The 19881-nt window shown below is 73.1% G+C and carries 17 protein-coding genes; 8 read left to right on the top strand and 9 right to left on the bottom strand.

Annotated elements, in window-relative coordinates; all coding sequences use genetic code 11:
- From AB0J97_RS50655 to AB0J97_RS50645, 3 genes are all read right to left on the bottom strand, one after another.
- The coding region (locus tag AB0J97_RS50655) for an NCS2 family permease (RefSeq protein WP_364104358.1) at window positions 1–635 on the bottom strand (635 nt) is incomplete at its 3' end.
- A gap of 62 nt (window positions 636–697) precedes the next feature.
- On the bottom strand, window positions 698–931 hold the full coding sequence (locus AB0J97_RS50650) for an EF-hand domain-containing protein (RefSeq protein WP_357700825.1): 234 nt from the start codon (window positions 929–931) through the stop codon (window positions 698–700).
- A complete protein-coding gene (locus tag AB0J97_RS50645) occupies window positions 915–3128 on the bottom strand; it encodes a molybdopterin cofactor-binding domain-containing protein (RefSeq protein ID WP_364104354.1) in 2214 nt (737 codons plus the stop codon). Before AB0J97_RS50645 ends, AB0J97_RS50650 begins: the two co-directional genes overlap by 17 nt.
- A gap of 95 nt (window positions 3129–3223) precedes the next feature.
- Between AB0J97_RS50645 and AB0J97_RS50640 the strand changes: the two genes are divergently transcribed.
- A complete protein-coding gene (locus AB0J97_RS50640) occupies window positions 3224–4753 on the top strand; it encodes a helix-turn-helix domain-containing protein (RefSeq protein ID WP_364104351.1) in 1530 nt (509 codons plus the stop codon).
- 2 nt (window positions 4754–4755) lie between these two features.
- On the opposite strand, the gene AB0J97_RS50635 is transcribed toward AB0J97_RS50640, so the two are convergent.
- Entirely contained in the window at window positions 4756–7566 is a 2811-nt protein-coding gene (locus AB0J97_RS50635) for a BTAD domain-containing putative transcriptional regulator (RefSeq protein WP_364104348.1), read from the bottom strand.
- Window positions 7563–10361: a BTAD domain-containing putative transcriptional regulator gene (locus AB0J97_RS50630; RefSeq protein WP_364104345.1), complete on the bottom strand. Its 2799-nt coding sequence runs from the start codon at window positions 10359–10361 to the stop codon at window positions 7563–7565. Before AB0J97_RS50630 ends, AB0J97_RS50635 begins: the two co-directional genes overlap by 4 nt.
- Before the next feature lie 452 nt (window positions 10362–10813).
- Here AB0J97_RS50630 and AB0J97_RS50625 point away from each other — a divergent pair, with 452 nt between their 5' ends.
- From AB0J97_RS50625 to AB0J97_RS50610, 4 genes are all read left to right on the top strand, one after another.
- Entirely contained in the window at window positions 10814–12097 is a 1284-nt protein-coding gene (locus AB0J97_RS50625) for a helix-turn-helix transcriptional regulator (protein WP_364104342.1), read from the top strand.
- A gap of 44 nt (window positions 12098–12141) precedes the next feature.
- On the top strand, window positions 12142–12741 hold the full coding sequence (locus AB0J97_RS50620) for a copper resistance CopC family protein (RefSeq protein ID WP_364104339.1): 600 nt from the start codon (window positions 12142–12144) through the stop codon (window positions 12739–12741).
- Entirely contained in the window at window positions 12738–14714 is a 1977-nt protein-coding gene (locus tag AB0J97_RS50615; protein ID WP_357700812.1) for a cytochrome c oxidase assembly protein, read from the top strand. Before AB0J97_RS50620 ends, AB0J97_RS50615 begins: the two co-directional genes overlap by 4 nt.
- A 205-nt stretch (window positions 14715–14919) precedes the next feature.
- Complete coding sequence (locus AB0J97_RS50610) at window positions 14920–15309, top strand: ATP-binding protein (RefSeq protein ID WP_364104336.1); 390 nt, start codon at window positions 14920–14922, stop codon at window positions 15307–15309.
- Between the two features lie 48 nt (window positions 15310–15357).
- Here the strand turns inward: AB0J97_RS50610 and map are convergent, their stop codons facing one another.
- On the bottom strand, window positions 15358–16206 hold the full coding sequence (gene map, locus AB0J97_RS50605; RefSeq protein WP_364104333.1) for a type I methionyl aminopeptidase: 849 nt from the start codon (window positions 16204–16206) through the stop codon (window positions 15358–15360).
- Window positions 16207–16238: 32 nt separating this feature from the next.
- Here map and AB0J97_RS50600 point away from each other — a divergent pair, with 32 nt between their 5' ends.
- Entirely contained in the window at window positions 16239–16415 is a 177-nt protein-coding gene (locus tag AB0J97_RS50600) for a hypothetical protein (RefSeq protein WP_357700991.1), read from the top strand.
- A 7-nt stretch (window positions 16416–16422) separates the two neighbouring features.
- Here AB0J97_RS50600 and AB0J97_RS50595 read toward each other — a convergent pair whose 3' ends face one another.
- Entirely contained in the window at window positions 16423–17070 is a 648-nt protein-coding gene (locus AB0J97_RS50595; protein ID WP_364104330.1) for a cyclase family protein, read from the bottom strand.
- Window positions 17067–17318, bottom strand: coding sequence for a hypothetical protein (locus AB0J97_RS50590; RefSeq protein WP_357700804.1), 252 nt, complete (start codon window positions 17316–17318; stop codon window positions 17067–17069). Before AB0J97_RS50590 ends, AB0J97_RS50595 begins: the two co-directional genes overlap by 4 nt.
- A 73-nt stretch (window positions 17319–17391) precedes the next feature.
- Here AB0J97_RS50590 and AB0J97_RS50585 point away from each other — a divergent pair, with 73 nt between their 5' ends.
- Entirely contained in the window at window positions 17392–18333 is a 942-nt protein-coding gene (locus AB0J97_RS50585; protein ID WP_357700802.1) for a LysR family transcriptional regulator, read from the top strand.
- A gap of 116 nt (window positions 18334–18449) precedes the next feature.
- Here the strand turns inward: AB0J97_RS50585 and AB0J97_RS50580 are convergent, their stop codons facing one another.
- Window positions 18450–19028 carry a hypothetical protein gene (locus AB0J97_RS50580; RefSeq protein WP_357700800.1) on the bottom strand — a complete coding sequence of 193 codons (579 nt, stop codon included), beginning with the start codon at window positions 19026–19028 and terminating at the stop codon, window positions 18450–18452.
- A gap of 111 nt (window positions 19029–19139) precedes the next feature.
- On the opposite strand from AB0J97_RS50580, the gene npdG reads away from it, so the two are divergent.
- Complete coding sequence (gene npdG, locus AB0J97_RS50575) at window positions 19140–19793, top strand: NADPH-dependent F420 reductase (protein WP_221761998.1); 654 nt, start codon at window positions 19140–19142, stop codon at window positions 19791–19793.
- Window positions 19794–19881 lie beyond the last annotated feature (88 nt).

Here is a 19881-nt window from a genome sequence, read left to right as displayed (position 1 = left end):
GCCAGCGCCGCAAAGGTCTCCCGCCAGGCTCGTCCGAAATGGAGGGTGTGGTGGGGCGGGCCGCACAGCGGGCGGGCCCGGCCCCCCTGCACCACCCGGCCGGGCCGGGGGGGGGGGGGGCGGGCCGCGCCGAGCTGCACGGGCGTGCCGCTTCCCCGGGCCACGAAACCCGCGTCCACCAGGCCGATCAGGGCGATGAACAGGCCGATCCCGACGCTGATCGCGTGCTTGAGCGCCAGCGGGATCGCGTTCATGATCAGGGTGCGCAGCCCGGTCACGGCCAGCACGATGATGACCGCGCCCTCCAGCACGACCAGGCCCATCGCCTGCGGCCAGGTCATGTGCGGCGCGGCCTGGTAGGCGACCACCGCGTTCAGCCCGAGCCCGGCGGCCAGGGCGAAGGGCGCGTTGCCGACGAACGCCATGAGCAGGGTGGAGATCGCGGCCGCCAGCGCGGTCGAGGTGGTCAGCTCGGCGATGGACAGCCGGGCGCCGGTGACGTCCTTGGCGCCGGCCAGGATGATCGGGTTGAGCAGGATGATGTAGGCCATCGCCATGAAGGTGGTCAGGCCGCCGCGGACCTCGCGTCCGACGGTCGTCCCCCGCCCGGTCAGCTCGAAGAGTCTGTCGAGCACCACGCAGTCCCCCTCATCATGATCGAGGGGAGTGCGGGTCACCTACCCGGCGGGGGACATGATCACGCTTTCTCGTGCCGCCCGTGGCCGACCAGGCCGACGAACTCCTCCAGCCCGATCCGGCCGTCGCCGTCGGTGTCGGCGGCCTTGATGAACGCCTCGATCTCCTCCTCGGACGCGCCGTGCACCCCCAGCGCCTCGTTGGCCTGCCTGATCTCGGCCGCGGTCAGCAGACCGTCGCCGTCGGTGTCGAAGCGACTGAACTCCGCCTCGGCGGCTTCACGACCGCTCGCCATCGGATACCTCCCCGTGATTGGACAAGGCGATATCTTCCGGCCTGACCGGAACGCGAGTCAACCGGAGCCCGGTGGCGGCGCGTACGGCGGCGACGACGGCCGGGGTGGAGGAGAGCGTGGGCGGCTCGCCGGCGCCGCGGAGGCCGTACGGCGCGGACGGGTCTGGATTTTCCAGGATTTTCAGCTGCATGGGCGGCATGTCGAGCATGGTGGGGATCAGGTAGTCGGTGAACGACGGGTTCAGCACCCGGCCCTCACGTACCTGGATCTCCTCCATGAGCGCCAGCCCGAGACCCTGCGCCGTGCCGCCGTGGATCTGGCCCTCCAGCGCCTGCGGGTTCATGATCCGGCCCACGTCCTGCACCGCGGCCAGCTCCACGACCTTGACCAGCCCCAGCTCGGTGTCCACGTCCACCACCGCGCGGTGCACGCACAGCGCGAGCTGCGTGTGCGAGTCGCCCTGCCCGGTCACCGGGTCCATCGGGTACGTGGGCCGGTGCCGGTACTCGCGGATCTCCTCGATCGGCCCGAACCTGGCCAGCGCCTCCCGCGGCGGCAGCCCCTTGAACCGCTCGCGCACCGCCTCGCAGGCCGCCTTCACCGCACCACCCGTCACGTACGACTGCCGCGAGGCCGACGACGAGCCCGCCGAGCCCACGGAGGTGTCGGCGGTCGCCACGGTCACGTCCTCGATGCCCAGCTCGGTACGCGCGATCTGGCCCTGGACGGTCACCAGCCCCTGGCCCATCTCGGCCGCGGCGGTGTGCACGGTGACCCGCGGCTCGCCGCCCACCAGCTCGGCCCGCACCCTGGCCGTGGAGTAGTCGTCGAAGCCCTCGGAGAAGCAGATGTTCTTGAGGCCGACGCCGTAGCCGACGCCGCGCCGCACCGATTCGCCGTGCGTGGTCTGGGAGACGCCGCCCGGCAGCGTCCGCAGATCCGCCTCCGTACGGGCGGCGGGCATCGGCATGGCCTCCAGCTCGCGCAACATGGCGGCCAGCGGCGCGGGGGAGTCGATCACCTGGCCCGTGGCCAGCGCCGAGCCCTGGGAGACGGCGTTGCGCACCCGGATCTCGACCGGCGACAGGCCGCACGCCTCGGCCAGCCGGTCCATCTGCGACTCGTAGGCGAAGCACGCCTGCACCGCCCCGAACCCGCGCATCGCCCCGCACGGCGGGTTGTTGGTGTAGACGCCCACCGCGTCGATCCACACGTTCGGCACCTCGTACGGCCCCGCCCCCAGCGACGCCGCGTTGCCGACCACGGCGGGGGAGGAGGAGCAGTACGCGCCGCCGTCCAGCAGGATGTCGGCCTTGACGTAGACGAGCCGGCCGTCGCGGGTCGCGCCGTGCTCGTAGCGCATCCGGGCCGGATGGCGGTGCACGTGGCCGAAGAACGACTCCTCACGGCCATAGACGATCTTGACAGGGCGGTTCAGGCGCAGGGCCAGCATGCACGCGTGCACCTGCATCGACAGGTCCTCGCGGGCCCCGAACGCGCCGCCGACGCCCGACAGCGTCAGCCGTACCTTCTCCGGCGGCAGGCCCAGGCAGGGGGCGAGCTGGTCGCGGTCCACGTGCAGCCATTGGGTGGCGATGAACAGGTCCACGCCGCCGTCCTCGGCCGGGACCGCGAGCCCCGACTCCGGGCCGAGGAACGCCTGGTCCTGCATGCCGACCTCGTACTCGCCGGTGACGACGACCTCCGCCTCGAACGTGTCGCCCTTGCGCACCGGCTGGCGTCTGACGTACTCGCGGGACTCGCGCGGGTCGGTCACCGCCGGGCGCGGCTCATAGGCGACGACGATGGCCTCCGCCGCCCTGCGCGCGGTCTCCGGATGCTCGGCGGCCACCAGCGCCACGGGCTCGCCCTGGTGCCGGACCTGGTCGATGGCCAGCACGGGCTGGTCCTTGTGGTCGAGCCCGTAGAACTTCTCGCCGGGCACGTCCTCGTGCGTCAGGACGGCCAGCACGCCGGGGATCCGCAGCGCCGGGCCCACGTCGATCGAGCGGATCCAGGCCGAGGGGTGCGGGCTGCGCAGCGTCACGCCCCACACCATGCCGTCGAGCCACAGGTCGGAGGAGTAGGCGAACTCGCCGGTCACCTTCAGCGCCGCGTCCGGCCGCCGCGCGCTCGTGCCGACCCCCTCGGACCCGCCGACGCCTTCGGACCTGGTGGAGTGGACCGTCTCCGTCATCCTCCGAGTAGAGCACCGGCCCGGCCCGCCCTCCTATGCCCATGACGTGAAATCCCGGTCATCCCTTGACACAACGGCCTTGTATATTCCTCCAAGTGCGCATCAGTGACCTGCTGGCGATCGACGAGCTGGGTCTGAGGCTGCTGTCCGGCGACCCGGAGCGCGAGTTCGGCATGGTTCACATCACCGACCTGCCCGAGCCGGGGCGCTACCTGTCCGGCGGCGAGCTGGTGCTGACCGGGCTGATGTGGCGCGACACCGCCGCCGACTCCGCCCGCTTCGTGGCCGCCCTGGTCGAGGCCGGGGTGTCCGCCCTGGGCGCGGGCGCGGCCCGGCTCGGGCACGTGCCCGCCGACCTGGTCACGGCCTGCCGGCGGGCCGGGCTGCCGCTGGTCGAGGTGCCGGTCGAGGTCTCCTTCCGTACGCTGGCCGAGCTGGTCGCGCCCCGGTTGTCCGGCGACGCCCGCGACGCACTCGGACGCCACCGCAGGCTCGTGGCGGCCCTGGCCGAGGGCGCCGACCTGCGCGGGCTGTTCGAGCTGACCGCCGCCGAGCTGGGCGTCACCGGCGCCGTCCTGTCCGCGTCCGGCGAGGTGGTCGTCGGTACGGCCGCCGATCCCGTGGGGCTGGCCAGGGCGTACCTGGCCGCGTCCCGGCTGCCCGCGTTCGCCGGCGGCGCGACGCTCTTCGCCGTCGGCCGCGGGCACCGGGCGGCCGGCTGGGTCCTGGCCTGCGACGGCGACCTGCTCGGCCGCGCCGACCTCGGCTACGAGCTGGCCGCCTGCGTGGCCCTCGAACGCGGCCGCCTGGAGGAGGGCCGCCGGGTCGAGCGCCGCCTGGCCGGGCAGCTCGTGGCGGCCGCCCTGGCCGAGTCCGACGTGGCCGAGCTCAACGCCCGGCTGCGCACCTGCGGGATCGGCGCGGACGAGCCGTACGCGGTGGTCAGCGCCACCGCGCCGCGCCCGGGGGCGGCGCGCGGCCCGTCCCCGGCGGTGCTCGGCGGCCGGATCGTGGAGGAACTGCTCGCCCGCGAAACCGTGGCCGCCCCCGCCGCGGGTGTGCCGGCGGGCAGCGGTGACGCGGGGGCCGACGGTGGGGCGGTGGCCGTGGTGGCGTTGCGGGGCAGGACCGCCGGGGAGCTGGCCACGCGGTTACGGGCCGGGGCCGCCGTGCTGGCCGCGCTGCCCGGCACCCGCCTGAGCGTCGGCCTGAGCGGCGCGCTGACCGGCGCCGCCGCGCTCAAGGGCGGCGTGGAGGAGGCCGGGCACGCCATGCGGCTGGCCGAGGCCCGCGACGGCGGCGTGGTCACCAGCGACGAGATCTACACCCACGCGCTGCTCCTGGCCACCGTGCCCGGCGACGTGCGCCGCTCCTTCGCCGACCGGCTGCTGTCCCCGCTGCTGGCCTACGACCGCCGCCACCAGTCCTGCCTCGTACGCACGCTCGACGTCTTCCTCGACTGCTCGGGCTCCTGGAACGCCTGCGCCGAACGGCTCCACGTGCACGTCAACACGGTCCGGTACCGCGTCCGCAGGATCGAGGAGCTGACCGGCAGGGACCTGTCGGCGATGTCCGACCGCGTCGACTTCTTCCTCGCCCTGCGCGACACCACCCCACCCCGCTGACCTCACGCCTCCCGCTCCGCCGCGCCCATCGCCTCCCGCACGGCCGCCAGCTCGGCCTCGGCCTGCCGCTGCCACAGGGTGTTGCCCCAGGAGTCCGCGTCGGCCACCGCGCCGGTCGCGTGGGACAGCGCCTCCTCCAGCCGGCCGAGCATCCTGCAGGCCCTCGACATGGTGATGAAACGCTCGACCATGAACCGGTACCCGGTCCTTTCGAGCAGCTTCATCGCCCCGCTCATGTGCTCCAGGGAGAGCTCGGGGTCGCCCAGGTCGAGCACGACCTGCGAGAGGATGGCCCGCGCGTGAGCCTCATGCGTCGTGTCGCCGCTCTCGCGCGCCGCGGCCAGGGCCCGCTCCAGAGGGTCCCGCGCCCGCGCGGGGTGACCCATGCCCTGATGGATCGTCCCGAGCATGAGGCAGGCGAAGCGGACGCCGACCGGGGAGCCGATGCTCGTGGCGACCGCGAGCTGCTGTTCTGCGTGGGGCAACGCCTGTTCGTAGAGCTGCTTGGCGACGTAGGCGTTCGACAGGTTCCCCAGCACCCGCATCTGCCCGAAGCCGTCGCCGAGCCGCGTCGCGATGGCCAGCTCGGCCTCCAGGTGGGGGATCCCCTCCTCAGGACGCCCCGTCAGACGCAGCCCGTTGGCGACGTGGCCATGGGCGATCTGCGCGCCGGCGTCGTCGCCCAGCCGTTCGCACACCCGCAGCGCCATGGTGTTGAGCGTGAGCATGTCGTGGCCGTCGTGCACCCGCTGCTGGTGCCACAGGAGCGCGAAGGCCAGCGTCACGCCCAGCTCCGCGATCTCGTCGTCGGCCGAGCCCAGCGCCTGGACGGCCGCCGCGTTCAGGACGTGCGCCTCCTGGAGCAACCAGCCCTGCGCCTCCTCGGCGGTCGAGAACTCGTGCGCCGGGCCGTCCACGTGCCGGGCGAGCTGCACCCGATGCGGGTCGACGACGACGCTGGCCAGCCGCGCGGACGCGGCGAAGTAGGCCAGCGCCCGCATGACGGGCGGTTTCCAGTCCTCGGGGCGCAGCTCGCCGGCGAAGAGCCTGACGAGGTCGTGCAACTGGTACCGGCCCGGTTCGGACTCCTCGACCAGGTGCGCGTCGGCCAGCCGGTCGAGCGCCCGCCGCGCCTCCTCCACCGCTGTGCCGAGCAGCGTCGCCGCCACCTCCAGGGTGACGTCCGGCACGTTCAGCAGGCTCAGCAGCGGCAGGGCGTCCGCGGCCAGCCGGTCGAGGGGACGCGGGCTCGTCGCCAGCCCGGTGTGGCTGCCGCTGAGGCTGGAACGGACGGCCAGGTCGCCGGCGGTCAGCTCACGCAGCCGGTCGCGTTCGTCCGTCAGCCGCGAGGCCAGCGTGCCCACGGTCCACTCGGGGTGGTCGGCCAGGCGCGCGCCCGCGATCCGCAGCGCGAGCGGGAGGCCGTCGCACAGGCCCACCAGGGCGGCGGTGTGGCCGGCGTCGGCCGACACCCGCTCGTCGCCGGCCAGGGTGGACAGCATGGCCGCGGCCTCGGGCCCGGGCAGCGGACGGAGCCGCAGCTGCACGCAGTCGTCGCCCGCCGTGAAGGACTCCCTGCTGGTCACGAGCACCGTCACGCCCAGCGGCGTGCCGAGGAACGGCCTGATCTGCGCCAGGCCGGCCGCGTCGTCCAGGAGCACCAGCAGCTTCCTGCCGTGCAGCCTGCTGCGCCACATCGCCGCCGCCTCGTCCACGTCGACGGGGATGTCCGCGTTCGAGGCGCCGATCCCGCGCAGCAGCCGTGCGGCGATCTCGTGCGCCGGCATCGGCGCGACGCCCGGCGTGCCGCCGCGCAGGCCGATGGCGAGCTGCCCGTCCGGGAACCGGTCCTCGACCATATGCCCCACGTGCACGGCGAGCGCCGACTTGCCCACCCCCGGCGGCCCGGAGACGGCGACGACGGGATGGGGCGGCCCGTCCTGCGGCGCCAGCAGCGACCTCAGCCGGGCCACCTCCTGGGACCGGCCGACGAACCCGATGAGATCGCGCGGCAACTGCCGGGGCACGGCGGGACGGGCGGACGGGGGCTCCTCGTCGCCGCCGGACAGGACCAGCCTGTGCGCCGCGCGCAGACCTTCGCCGGGCAGGACGCCGAGCTCTTCGTCCAGGGTGCGCCTGGCCCTCTCGTAGGCCAGCAGCGCGTCCGCCTGGCGGTCGGCGCCGTGCAGGGCCAGGACGAGCAGTTCGTGCAGGTGCTCCCGCAGCGGATGGCGTGCGACCAGCTCTCGTAGACCGATGACGGCCTCGCGGTGCCGCGCGAGCCGGAGCAGGGTCTCGGCGCGGGCCTCGGAGGCGCTCAGGGACAGCTCCTCCAGCCGGGCGCGCTCGGCCTCGGCGAAGGGACCGGCCAGGCCGCTCAGGGCCACGCCGTGCCACAGGGCCAGCGCCTGGTCCAGCACGCGCAGGGCGTCCTCGCCGCGGGCGGCGCCGAGGAGGCGCGCCTCGTCCAGCAGCTCTGTGAACAGGCAGGAGTCCACCTGGCGCGGAGAGAGCAGGAGCCGGTATCCGCCGGACTCCCCGACGAGGACCGTCGAACGCCGGCCGGGCTCGCGCCCCGGTTCCAGCGCCCGCCGCAGCCCCGCCACGTACGTGTAGACGCTCTGCTCGGCGCTGGCGGGCGGACGCTCGCCCCACAGGCCCTCCAGGAACTGCCTCATCGTGACGACCCGGCCCGGGGGAGAGGCCAGCATCGCGAGGACCGCGCGCTGCCGCGCGGGCCCGAGGTCGGCCTGCTCGCCGTCGAGCACAGCGGTCACCGGGCCGAGCAGGCGGATGCCGATGCCGTCGGTCATCGGCACCTCGCGAGGGCCTCGTGCACGGCGGCCTGCTCTTCCCTGGCCTCCGTCTCCCACTCCGCCAGCCCGTCGGCCCCGGCCACCGCCTCGGTGACGTGGGCCAGCGCCAGGTCGAGCTCGCCCATGGCCCGGTACGTGCGCGACAGCCCGACCAGGTCGCGCAGCCGTCCCACCCGGTAGCCGGCCCGCTCGATCAGCTCCAGGGCGATGAGGTAGTGGGGCAGGGCGTGCTCCGGCTCGCCCCGGCCGAGGTGCACCCCGCCGAGGACCGCGCGCAGCTGCGCCTGGTGCGTCCGGTCGCCCACCTCTTCGGCCTCGGCCAAAGCCTGGGTGAGGATCTTGTGGGCCTCCTCCGCCCGGCCGCGGGCCTGGTGGGCCTCGCCGATGACGAGCATGGCGTACCGGGCGCCCACCCGCGCGCCGATGAGGTCGGCGATCGCGAGCTGCTGTTCGGCCAGGACGATCGCCTGCTCGTACTGGCCGTCGTTGACGTACGTGTTGGCGAGGTTGCCCAGCGCGCGCTGCTCGGAGAAGGCGTCGCCGAGCCGTCTGGCCAGGGCCAGTTCGGCCCGCAGGTGCTCGACGGCCTCCTCGTGCCGCCCCCGCATGCGCAGGGTGTTGGCGAGCAGGCCCCGGGTGTGCATCATGCCCTCCAGGTCGCCGAGCCGTTCGCACACCTCCAGCGCCGCCGAGCTGAGCTCGATCATCTCCCGCGTCCGAAAGCTCCGCTGGCAGGGCCATTCCAGGGCGAGGGTGAGCGCGACCCCCATCGCGGCGATGTCGTCGTCCTGGGCGGCGAGCGCCTGGCGGGCCGCGGCCTCCAGCACGCCCTCCTCCTCCTGCAACCAGGCCGTCGCCTCCTCCTGACCGGCGACCAGGTGCGCGGCCGCCTCGGGAGCCGGGCCGCGCAGCACGCGGTGCGGGTCCATGACACTGCCGGCCAGCCGGGCGGAGGCCGCGTAGTACGCGACCGCCCGCAGCACCGGCTTCTTGGAGTCGGGGGGACGCAGCTCGCCCGCGAACAGGCGGACGAGGTCGTGGAGCTGGTAGTGGCCCGGCCGGGGACGGTCCAGCAGGTGCGCGTCGGTCAGCCGCTCCAGGGCCAGGTCGGCGTCGGCGGGATCGGCGTCGAGCAGCGCGGCGGCGGCCTCGGCGGTGATCTCCGGCACGTGCAGCAGGCCCAGCAGGGACAGCGTGCGGGCGGCCAGCCGGTCGAGGGGGCGCGGGCTGCGTTCGAGCGCGGTGAGGCTCGCCGCCAGACCGGCGCGGACGGCCAGGTCGCCGGCCACGAGCTCGTGCAGCCGCCGCCGTTCGTCGCCCAGCCGGCCGGCCATCGTGGCGACGGTCCAGTCGGGGCGGCTGGCCAGGCGGGCCCCCGCGATGCGCAGCGCCAGCGGCAGGCCCTCGCAGAGCCGTACGAGCTCGGCGGTGTCGTCCGCGCCGGCCCGCACGCGCTCCTCGCCGGCCAGCCCGGCCAGCATCGCGGCCGACTCGGCCTGGGACATCCGGCCGAGTTCGAGCTGGTAGGAGTCCTCGCCCCAGGTCATGCTCTCGCGGCCGGTCACCAGCAGCGCGGTGCCGAAGGGGGTGGACAGCAGCGGGCGGATCTGCGCCAGGTCGGCGGCGTCGTCCAGCAGGACGAGGATCCGGCGGCCGTGCAGGAGGCTGCGCCACATCGCCGCCGCCTCGTCCAGGTCGGCGGGTACGGCGTCGGCCGCCACCCCCAGCCCCCGCAGGAACCGGCCGAGCACGTCGAGCGCGGTCAGCGCGGGCAGCTCCGGCGTCGCGCCGCGGCAGTTGACGAACAGCTGGCCGTCGGGGAAACGGTCCTGCACCAGGTGGGCGGCCTGGGAGGCCAGCGCCGACTTCCCGACGCCCGGCGGCCCTGAGACGATCACCAGCGGCGTCGGCGGACGCCCTTCGCCCGGGGCCAGCCGCCTCTCCAGCTCCTCCAGCTCGCGCGAGCGGCCCACGAACCCGGCCAGGTGGCGCGGGAGCTGGTGCGGCACGCCGTCACCGGGCCAGGGCCAGGACTCCCCGCGCAGCACCAGTTGGTGACACTTGCGTAACCCCTCGCCCGGCGTCAGGCCCAGCTCCTCCAGGAGCAGGACCCGGCCCTCGTCGTAGACCTCCAGCGCCTCGGCCTGACGGCCCGACCGGTAGAGGGCCAGCATGAGCAGCTCGCGGGCGCGTTCGCGTAACGGATGGCGGACGGTCAGGTCGCGCAGGTCGTCGGTGATCTCGTGGTGGCGGCCCAGATGTAACAGGCTCTCGTAGCGCTGCTCCAGCGCGGTCAGGCGTAACAGCTCCAAGCGGGAGCGCTCCCGCTCGGCGAACGGGCCGGTCAGGCCGCTCAGCGCGGTGCCGCGCCACATCGCCAGGGCCTCGTCCAGGATCTGCACCGCCCGGCGGTCGTCGCCGTCGCGCCGGCACAGCAGGGCGTCGTCGAGCCGCGCGGCGAAGCGGAGGGAGTCGACCTGTCCGGGCTTGATGTCGAAGACGTATCCCGCGTCGGTGCCCGCCAGCAGCCGCGACGGTGCCCGCCGCCCGCGGTCGGGCTCGAAGGCGCGGCGCAGGCCGGCGACATAGGTGTAGACGCTCTGCTCGGCGTTGCGCGGCGGTTCGTCGCCCCACACCTCGTCGACGAGCCGCCTCATCGGGACGGGCCGGGCGGCGGCCGAGGCGAGGACGGCCAGGGCGGCGCGCTGTCGGGCCGGGCCGAGATCGAGGGGCTGGAACGCGCGTTCGGCGCGCACGGTGCCGAGAAGGCGAATGTAGATGTCGTCGCTCACGCGTCCTCCCCGCTTGGGCCCCACGCCCCCCTTAACAGGGCAGCGTAATCACATTTGACGGGCGGTAAAGCGGATGGGCGACTGTAGATCAAATGTAGACGGCGTCCGGTAGGCTCGCCGCCAGATGCCGGAAGAGGGGGCACATCCAGGAGTTTCGGGGGCCGGGTTGCCCCCTGTTTGCCGGTGAGTACACGCCTACGGGCCAGGTGCGGTTCTGAGCCCAGACGTACCCTGTACCCCCTCTTGCGGATTGTGTCAGCAGCAGTCCTGGTCGTCCTGGAACGAAGTGAGGGCAGACGTCGAAGCCTGTGCGGCCGTAACATTGCCTCCAACAGTCACCAAGGCGACAACCACGGTGACTAGCGCCGACAGGGCAATACGCATGCGCATGGGGGGTTCTCCCTCGCCTATGTGGGGTTGCTCGGACCTCATCCTCTCAGGGAGCAACGACTGTGACCACTTCTGACCTGGTCGGACTCCGCATCAAGACCGTTCGGCGGCAACGTGGCCTGTCCCAGGCCCAGTTGGCGCACCCAGAGTTGTCGGACAGCTACGTCTCCTTGATCGAGAGTGGCAAGCGTACCCCGACCCCCGCGGTCCTGGAGCTGCTGGCGCAGAAACTGGACTGCTCGCTGTCCTATCTGATCAACGGCGTGACCGCCGAGCAGATGGAGGACATCGAGCTGGCCCTCGGCTACGCGCGCCTGGCGCTGGAGAACGGTGAGATCTCCGAGGCCCGCACCCGCTACACCGAGCTGCTGGCGAACAACAACCTGACAGGCTTGACGGCCCTCCGTCAAGAGACCGAGTTCGGGCTCGCGTTCGCCACCCACGCCAGCGGCGACTTCGACGGCGCGATCGCCATCCTGCTCCGGCTGTCGGAGGAGGAGGTGTCCTCCGACCGCCGCATCGAGATCGCCACGAGCCTGTGCCGGGCCTACCGGGAGAGCGAGCGGCTCACCGAGGCGGTCGAGGTCGCCGAGCAGATGCTGAGCAGCAGCACCCGGCCCGCGTGGAACGATCTGCTGGTCGAGCTGGGCGCCGGGTTGCTCGCGGCGTACCGGGAGCGCGGCGACCTGCTGCGCGCCCGGCAGTTCGCCGCGGAGCTGCTCAACGCCGCCGACGCCCTCGGCACCCCCCGCTCCGTCGTGGCGGCCAACTGGCAGGCCTCCAACACCGCCTCCGCCACCGGGCACGCCGAGGAGGCGCTGTCCTTCGCCGAGCGGGCCATGGCCGTGCAGCTGGAGACCGGGCAGCCGGGCAGCGTCGCCAGGATGCGGCTCGCGCTGGCCCGCAAGCGGCTGCTGGCCCGTCCCGAAGAGGCCGCGGCCGTGCGCGACGTGCTGCGCGGAGCGGTCGTGGAGTTCGAGCAGACCGCCACCAGCACCGTCGAACGGGCGCGGGTCCTCGTGGAGCTGGCCCGTGCCGAGTGCGTGACCGGCGACCTCGGCGACTCCGTGGAGCACGCGAGCAGGGGCCGGGCGCTGCTGCCCAACACCGGCATGGCGCTCAGGGCCGAGGCGGACCTCCTGCTCGGCTGGGTCTACGGCTCGGTCGGCCGGATGGACCAGGCCGAACGGCACCTGTCCTCCGTACGGGAGTCGCTGGCGCCGTTGCCCGAGTCGCGCCGGTCGGCCTCCACCTGGTACGCCACCGCCGAGACGATGGAGAAACTGGGCGACTCCGACGGCGCCGTCGACGCCTACCAGCGGGCACTCGCCTGCGCGGGTCTATAGCGAGGTCAGGACCGGGCGGTGGCGTCGGTAGCCTTGGTGATGCCATGAAGAGTTCCCCGCTCGCGGCACTCACCGCGATTCTCGCCGCCCTGTTCGTGCTCGGCACCGCCACGCCGGCGCTGGCCCACGACTCACTCAAGACCAGCGACCCGGCCAAGGGCGCCAAGGTCGAGGCTCTCGACGAGGTCAGGCTGGAGTTCACCGCCAAGGTGCGCATGCCGTTCGTCATCGTCCGGGGCGCGGGCGAGGCCGTCTTCCAGGAGGGCAAGCCGGAGCTCGACGGCGCGGTGGTGCGGCAGTCGGTCAAGGGGCCGCTGCCGGACGGGAAGTACACCATCGCCTACCGGGTCGTCTCCTCCGACGGGCACCCGCTGGAGGGCGAGATCCCCTTCACGGTCGAGGGGGCCCCGGCGCCCTCCCCGAGCGCGTCGGCCACCGATGCGAGCACCGATTCGAGTACGGCCGCGCCCTCCACCGCCGCCCCCGCGCCCTCCACCGCCGCGGCGGCCGCACCGGCGGCCGAGGCCGACCAGGCGGCGGCCACGCAGCAGGGCGGCTTCCCGACCTGGCTGGTCATCGTGATCGGCGCACTGGTCGGCATCGGCATCGGGTTCCTGTTCAGCGCGCGGAAGAAGAAGCCATGAGCAGAACGGCGCGTCTCGCGCTCGCGGGTGCGGTCGCCGCGGTCGCCGCCCTGGTGATCGGCATGATCGCCGGAGGCCGGGCCTTCCCCCGGATCATCCCCGGGCTGCCCGACGCCGGGGCGGTGGTCAGGTGGGGCCTGCCGCTGTCCAAGCTGCTGATGGACGTCACCGGCGTGCTCACCGTCGGCCTGCTGCTGACGGCCGCCCTGCTGCTGCCCAACGACAAGGGCATGCTCGGCAAGCCGGGCCTCCTCTACGTCAAGGCCGCGTCCTGGACGGCGCTCGCCTGGGCCGGGTCGGCGTTCCTGGCCATCGTGTTCTCCACGGCCGACTCCTGGGGCCGTACGGTCCCGCAGATCCTCAACAGGGAATACCTGACCAGCACCGCCACCCAGACCACCCAGGGCGTGGCGCTCACGCTGGTGGTGCTGTTCGGGGTGGCCATCGCGCTGTTCTCGCGCGGCGCGATCACCGCCGGGGCCGCGGCCGGCCTGCTGGTGTTCGCGCTGGTGACGATGTTGCCTGCGCCGCTGACCGGCCACACCTCCTCCTCGCCCAACCACGACCTGGCCACCTCGGCGGTGTCGCTGCACCTGCTCGCGCTCGCCCTGTGGGTGGGCGGCCTGGTCGTGCTGGCCGCGCACGCGGTGCGCGGGCAGCCGCAGCTCACCGTGGCCGCCGCCCGGTTCTCCGCGATGGCGCTGTGGTGCTTCGTCGCGGTCGGCCTGTCCGGCGTGTTCAGCCTGGTCGCCCGGCTCGGCGCGGTGTCCGACCTGTGGACCACCCAGTACGGCCTGCTGGCCCTCGCCAAGATCGTCGCCTTCGTGCTGCTCGGCTACGTCGGCTACTGGCACCGGCAGCGCACGCTCGTCGACCTGGAGGCCGGCCGGCCCAGGGCGTTCACCCGGCTGGCCGGCGGCGAGACGCTGCTCATGCTGGCCACCGTCGGGCTGGCCGTCGCGCTGTCGCGCACGCCGCCCCCCGAGTTCAGCGTGCCCGCCGACCGGGCCTTCGATCTGCTCGGCTTCCCCCTCCCGCCGGAGCTCACGCTCGCGAACGTGTTCTCGCTGTGGTGGTTCGACCTGTTCTTCGCGGCGGTGGCCGCCGTGCTCGCCGGGCTCTACGGCGCCGGCGTCTACCGGCTGATGCGGCGGGGCGACTCCTGGCCGTGGGGGCGCACGGCCGCCTGGTTCATCGGCATCGCGCTGCTGGTGTTCGCCACGCAGAGCGGCCTGGCCCGCTACGCCAAGGTCCTGTTCGACGTCCACATGATCGAGCACATGACGCTCTCCATGATCGTGCCGATCTTCCTGGTCCTCGGCGGCCCGGTCACGCTGGCGCTGCGGGCGATCAAGCCGGCGGCCAAGCGGGGCGACAGGGGGCCCCGGGAGTGGATCACGACCATCCTGCACAGCCGGGTGGTCAAGGTCCTGTCCCATCCGGTCGTGGCGACGGCCATCTTCGTCGCCTCCACGTACGCCCTCTACTTCACGCCGCTGTTCGAGTCGGCCATGCAGGAGCATCTGGGGCACATCTGGATGACGCTCCACTTCCTGCTCAGCGGCTCCCTGTTCTTCTGGGTGATCATCGGCGTCGACCCGGGGCCGAGCAGGCTCCCGTACGTCGGCCGGTTGCTGATGCTCTTCGTCACCATGCCCTTCCACGCCTTCTTCGGCGTCGCGCTGATGATGACCGGCTCGGTGATCGCCTCCGGCTGGTACGAGCAGCTCGGCCGTACGTGGGGCGACAACCTCCTGCAGACCCAGCAGGACGGCGGGGCCATCGCGTGGGGCTTCGGCGAGATCCCGACGTTGCTCGTGCTGCTGGCCATCGCCGCGCAGTGGTACCGCGACGACGAGCGGCAGGCCCGGCGCACCGACCGCAAGGCCGACCGGGGCGGCGCGGGCGACACCGAACTCGACTCCTACAACGCCTATCTCGCCCGCCTCAACCGCGCTGACAAGGGCGAGTAGCGGTTCGGCCACGGCACCCTATCCTCCCACCCCGGGTCTCAGGACCGCCAGGTAGCCTGTCTCACAGGGGAGATGGGCATAACCTCATCAGCTAGCGTGCGCAGCCTTGAGGGGGGATTGCGCGACGCGTGCGGGGCGCCGGAGTGGGGACCGGCGCGGGCCCGGGGTGCCGAGGAAGGCGAAACCATTGGCGGAAGAGACACGCATGCGCGGGGGGCAGAGCCTGGCCGAGGCGCTCGAAGGCCTTCTGGCGCAGTGGTCGGAGCGGACCGGGATCGCCGTCGAGACCTGGGCGCTGCCCGGGACGGACGTGCCGTCGCGGGTGTCGTCCGGCGTCATGGAGACGATGCGGGAGGCGTTGTCCAACGTCGAGCGCCACAGCCGGGCCCGCACGGTCGCGGTGGCGGTGACCACGGGCCCGAGCGGCCTGCGCCTGACCGTCAGCGACGACGGCCAGGGCTTTCCCGAGGGCGGCGCGGGGCGCGGGATCGCCCGGATGCGGGCCGCGTTCGCCGAGCTCGGCGGCAGCCTGTCGGTCAACGCCGTGCCCGGCGAGGGCACGACGGTGAGCGGGGCGATCCCCCGGCGGCCCTGACCGGCGGGAGCCGTCCAGGCAGGGCAGGTCAGGGCAGGTCAGGGCAGGTCAGGGCAGGGTCAGGATCTCGCTGCCCGTCTCGGTGACCATGATGGTGTGCTCGAACTGGGCCGTGCGCTTGCGGTCCTTGGTCACCGCGGTCCACTTGTCGGGCCAGATGTCGTAGTCGATCGTGCCCAGCGTGAGCATCGGCTCGATGGTGAACGTCATGCCCGGCACCAGCTCCACCCGCAGCGACGGGTCGTCGTAGTGGGGGACCATGAGGCCGGAGTGGAAGCTCGTGCCGATGCCGTGGCCGGTGAAGTCGCGCACGACGCCGTAGCCGAAGCGCTTGGCGTACGCCTCGATGACGCGGCCGACGACGTTGAGCTGGCGGCCGGGGGCGACCGCCCTGATGGCCCGCATCATCGCCTCGCGGGTGCGCTCGACCAGCAGGCGTGACTCCTCGTCGACCTCGCCCACCAGGTAGGTGGCGTCGGTGTCGCCGTGGACGCCGCCGATGTAGGCGGTGATGTCGACGTTGACGATGTCGCCGTCGCACAGCACGGTGTCGTCGGGGATGCCGTGGCAGATGACCTCGTTGATCGAGGTGCACAGCGACTTCGGGTAGCCCTTGTAGCCCAGCGTGCTGGGGTAGGCGCCGTGGTCGATCAGGAACTCGTGGCCGATGCGGTCGAGCTCGTCGGTGGTGACGCCGGGGGCGATGTGCCGGCCGACCTCCTCCAGGGCCTGCGCGGCGATGCGGCCGGCCACCCGCATGCACTCGATGATCTCGGGGGTCTTCACGTCGGACTCGCCGGTCGTGGGGCGCTTCTTGCCGACGTACTCCGGCCGCTCGATGTGGGCGGGGACCTTCCGGACGGGCGAGACTCGCCCGGGCTGGAGCAGTGTCGTCATGAAACACGAGTCTACGGGGCAGAATTGACCCCGTGAGCGAAGGCCAGTGGTGGTTCTGTCTCAAGCACATGCGGGTCGAGCCCGAGCAGGGCTGCCCCAACAAGGACCGGATGGGTCCCTACGCCTCGGAGCAGGAGGCGGCGGGCGCGTTGCAGCGCGCCGCCGACCGCAACAAGGCGTGGGACGAAGCCGAGCAGGAGGACGAGTGACGCCCGCCTACGGCACCACGGCGTAGGCGCGTACCGGGAAGGTGCCCATGCCCGCGATCATCGGGGGCGCGGCATGGAACCTGAAACCCTCCGCGGGCAGCGCCGACAGGCCCGTCAGGTGTTCGACCAGCGGGATCCCCGCTCCCAGCAGGATCGTGTGTGCGGGGCGTTCGCCGTGCGGCGGGGTGTCGTCGATGTTGAGCGAGTCGATGCCGACCAGTGCCGCTCCCTGCTCGGCCAGCCAGGCCGCCGACTCCGGCGCCAGGTACGGGTGGTCGCGGACGTAGGCGTCCGTGCCGAAGTGGCGGTCCCAGCCCGTGTGGATCAGCACGGCCCGGCCGCGTACGTCGAACGCGGTGTCGAGCACCACCTCCCGGCCTCCTCCCGCGGCGGGCACCAGCAGGCCGGGCAGGTCGGCCAGCCTGCTCAACGGCACCTGCGACAGGTCCTGGCCGCCCGCGTAGCGGTGGTGCGGCGTGTCGAGGTAGGTGCCGGTGTTGGCGGCCAGCGTGATGACGCCGATCTCGAACTCGGTGCCCGGGGCGTACACCTCGCGTGAGTCCTCCCTGCTCAGGTGCGTGCCCAGCGTCGGCCCCGGAACGCCGGGATAGGTGGTCATGCCCTCGGTGATGCGGTGGCTGAGTTCGACGATCATTTGGCGGCTCCCACCCGGGCGAGTTTGACGAGGGCGACCGTCCCGATGGCGGCCCAGACAAGATTCAGCCCGGTGGAGGGCCAGGCGGCGTTGTAGGCGCTGTTGACCATGAGCCCGAGCGCCCCGAGAAGGTTGATCAGCTGGTACGTCGCGCCGTCGCCGGACAGCCGTGCGGACGATACCAGGGCGTACCCGGCCAGCAGCAGGGCGGCTCCGGCCCAGCCGACGGCGTCGAGGAGGAGATCCATGGCCGATATTGTCTGGATTTTTGGGCGTAAAGCACAAATAAAGAAAGCTAAAGGTGGACGTAAGCTGACCTGCATGGATATTGATCCTCGGCGCCTGCGTGTCCTGCACGAGGTCGCCCGGCGCGGCGGCGTGATGCGCGCGGCCGAGGCCCTGTACCTGACCCCCTCCGCGGTCTCCCAGCAGCTCGCCCAGCTCGAACGCGAGGTCGGGCTGGCGCTCATCGACCGCTCCCAGCGCCGTGTCTCGCTCACCCCGGCGGGCCGCGTCCTGGCCGGGTACGCCGAGCGGGTGGAGGAGGAGCTCAGCGAGGCCAGGAAGGAGCTGACCAGGTTCACCGAACGCCTGGCCGGGCCGGTGCGGATCGCCGCCTTCCCCACGGCCATCAAGCACATGCTGGTGCCCGCGATGCGCGCCCTGGCCGAGCGCCATCCCCGGATCACGCCGGTCATCCACGAGGTCTACGGGCAACCCGCGCTCCAGGAACTGCGCCTCGGCGCGGTGGACCTGCTCATCACCGAGCAGGACATGAGCCTGCCGGTCCCCGCGCAGCCGTCGCTGACCGTCCGGCCGCTGCACGTGGACGAGTTCCGGGTCGTGCTGCCGCCGGACTGGCCCGAGCCGGAGTCGACGGCCGACCTGATGCGCCTGCCCTGGGTGGCAGGCGAGCCGGACCAGGCGTGCGGGCAGGCGCTCGACCGGCTGGCCGGGATCCACGGGGTCGAGCCGCGCAAGACGCACGTCGTCACCGACTTCGCGCCGGTGCTCGCGCTGGTGGCCGCCGGGCACGGGGTGGCGATCGTGCCCGCGCTCGCCCTGCTCGACGTGCCGGAGGGCGGGGTGCGGGTGAGCGAGGTGCGGGAGGTGGGGGCGCGCCGGCTGGACGCGGTCACGCGGGTGAGCAGGACGCGGTCGGGCGAGCCGGACCCGGTGCAGGCGGTGGTGATCGGCGCGATCGAGGAGGCCACCGAGAGCCTGCGGGCGGCCCTGGGCCCCCGCCTCGCCGCCCACCCCTGACCTCTGCGGCCCCGGGCTCCGCCGCCCACCCCTGACCTCTGCGGCCCCGGGCTCCGCCGCCCAGCCCTGACCTCTGCGGCCCCGGGCTCCGCCGCCCAGCCCTGACCCCGACGTGCCTATTCCGACAGGCGGGGGCCGCTGACCTTCTCCAGCAGGCGGGCCAGGCGCTCGCGCAGCCCCGCGCGCCGCTCGATCTCCCCGGCCGCCGCGCTGACCAGGTGCTGGGCGCCGTCGAAGGTGATCAGCCCGGTGGACGGCACGGCGATCGCGTCGTGGGCCAGCCCGCTCAGCTCGGAGTCGGCGCCCTCGATCGCCAGGATGGTCGCCCCCGTGCGGCGGGCGTCGTCCACGCGTTCCAGCAGCGGGACGGGCGCCGCCTGCTCCGACAGCACGAACAGGGTCTCGCCGCGGCCCGCCCGCTCCAGGCGGTCGAGGCCGACGCGCAGGTGGGCGGGGGCGTCGGCGGGCGGCGACCAGCGGATCAGGGTGGGGGAGAGCTGCGGCAGGCCGGAGAACTTCGCCTCGTCGCTGAGGTGGGCGGTGACGTGCCAGGGCTCGTCGTCCGGGGGGCCCACGAGCAGCAGGCCGCCGGGTGAGCGGGTGGTGCGCAGGGCCAGGCCGAGCTCGCGGGTGCGTTCGAGCCAGCCCGTCGTGGCCAGAAGCTCGCGCAGGAATGCCACCGAACCTGAGTCCATGCCTCCATGGTGCACGAGGAGCGACGAGGAGCGCGGACGAAGTGGCTGATTCGCCGCGGGTGCCCGCCCCGGCCCGCCGTACGGAAGGCCGGGGCTGGCATGATCTGAGCCATGACAGATGTGAACGGGCTTTCCATCGCGATCCTCGGCGGCACCGGCGACCAGGGGAAGGGGCTGGCGCGGCGGTTCGCGCTGGCGGGGCACACCGTGCTGATCGGCTCGCGCAGTGCCGAGCGGGCCCAGGAGGCGGCCGGCTCGATCGGCTCCGGCGCGCGGGGCGGGGCCAACGCCGACGTGGCGGCCGAGGCCGACGTGGTGATCGTGGCGGTGCCGTACGAGGGGCACAAGGCGCTGCTGGAGTCGCTGCGCGCCGAGCTGGCCGGGAAGATCGTGGTCGACTGCGTCAACCCGCTCGGCTTCGACAAGCAGGGCGCCTACGCGCTGCCGGTGGAGGAGGGCAGCGCCGCCCAGCAGGCCGCGGCGGTGCTGACCGAGAGCCGGGTCGTGGCGGCCTTCCACCACGTGTCGGCCGTGCTGCTGATGGACCCGGCCGTGGAGAAGGTCGACCTCGACGTGCTGGTGCTCGGTGACGACCGCGAGGCCACCGACACCGTGCAGGCGCTGGCCGAGCTGATCCCGGGGGTGCGCGGCGTCTACGGCGGCCGGCTGCGCAACGCCCACCAGGTCGAGGCGCTGACCGCCAACCTCATCTCGATCAACCGCCGCTACAAGGCCCACGCCGGGCTGCGGGTCACCGACGTCTAGATGGTTGAGTCCAAGGGGTCCGGGTGATCAGTGGTCGTAGCGAGTGAGTGACCTCTTGACCGGCTGGCCGGTGTGATCGTTGTGCCAG

Origin of the sequence: Nonomuraea sp. NPDC049607 (genome assembly GCF_040675375.1) — a bacterium.
In the GTDB taxonomy this organism is placed as follows: domain Bacteria; phylum Actinomycetota; class Actinomycetes; order Streptosporangiales; family Streptosporangiaceae; genus Nonomuraea.
The sequence above is the reverse complement of the archived record's forward strand: the minus strand, read 5'-3'. Positions and strand labels throughout refer to the sequence as shown.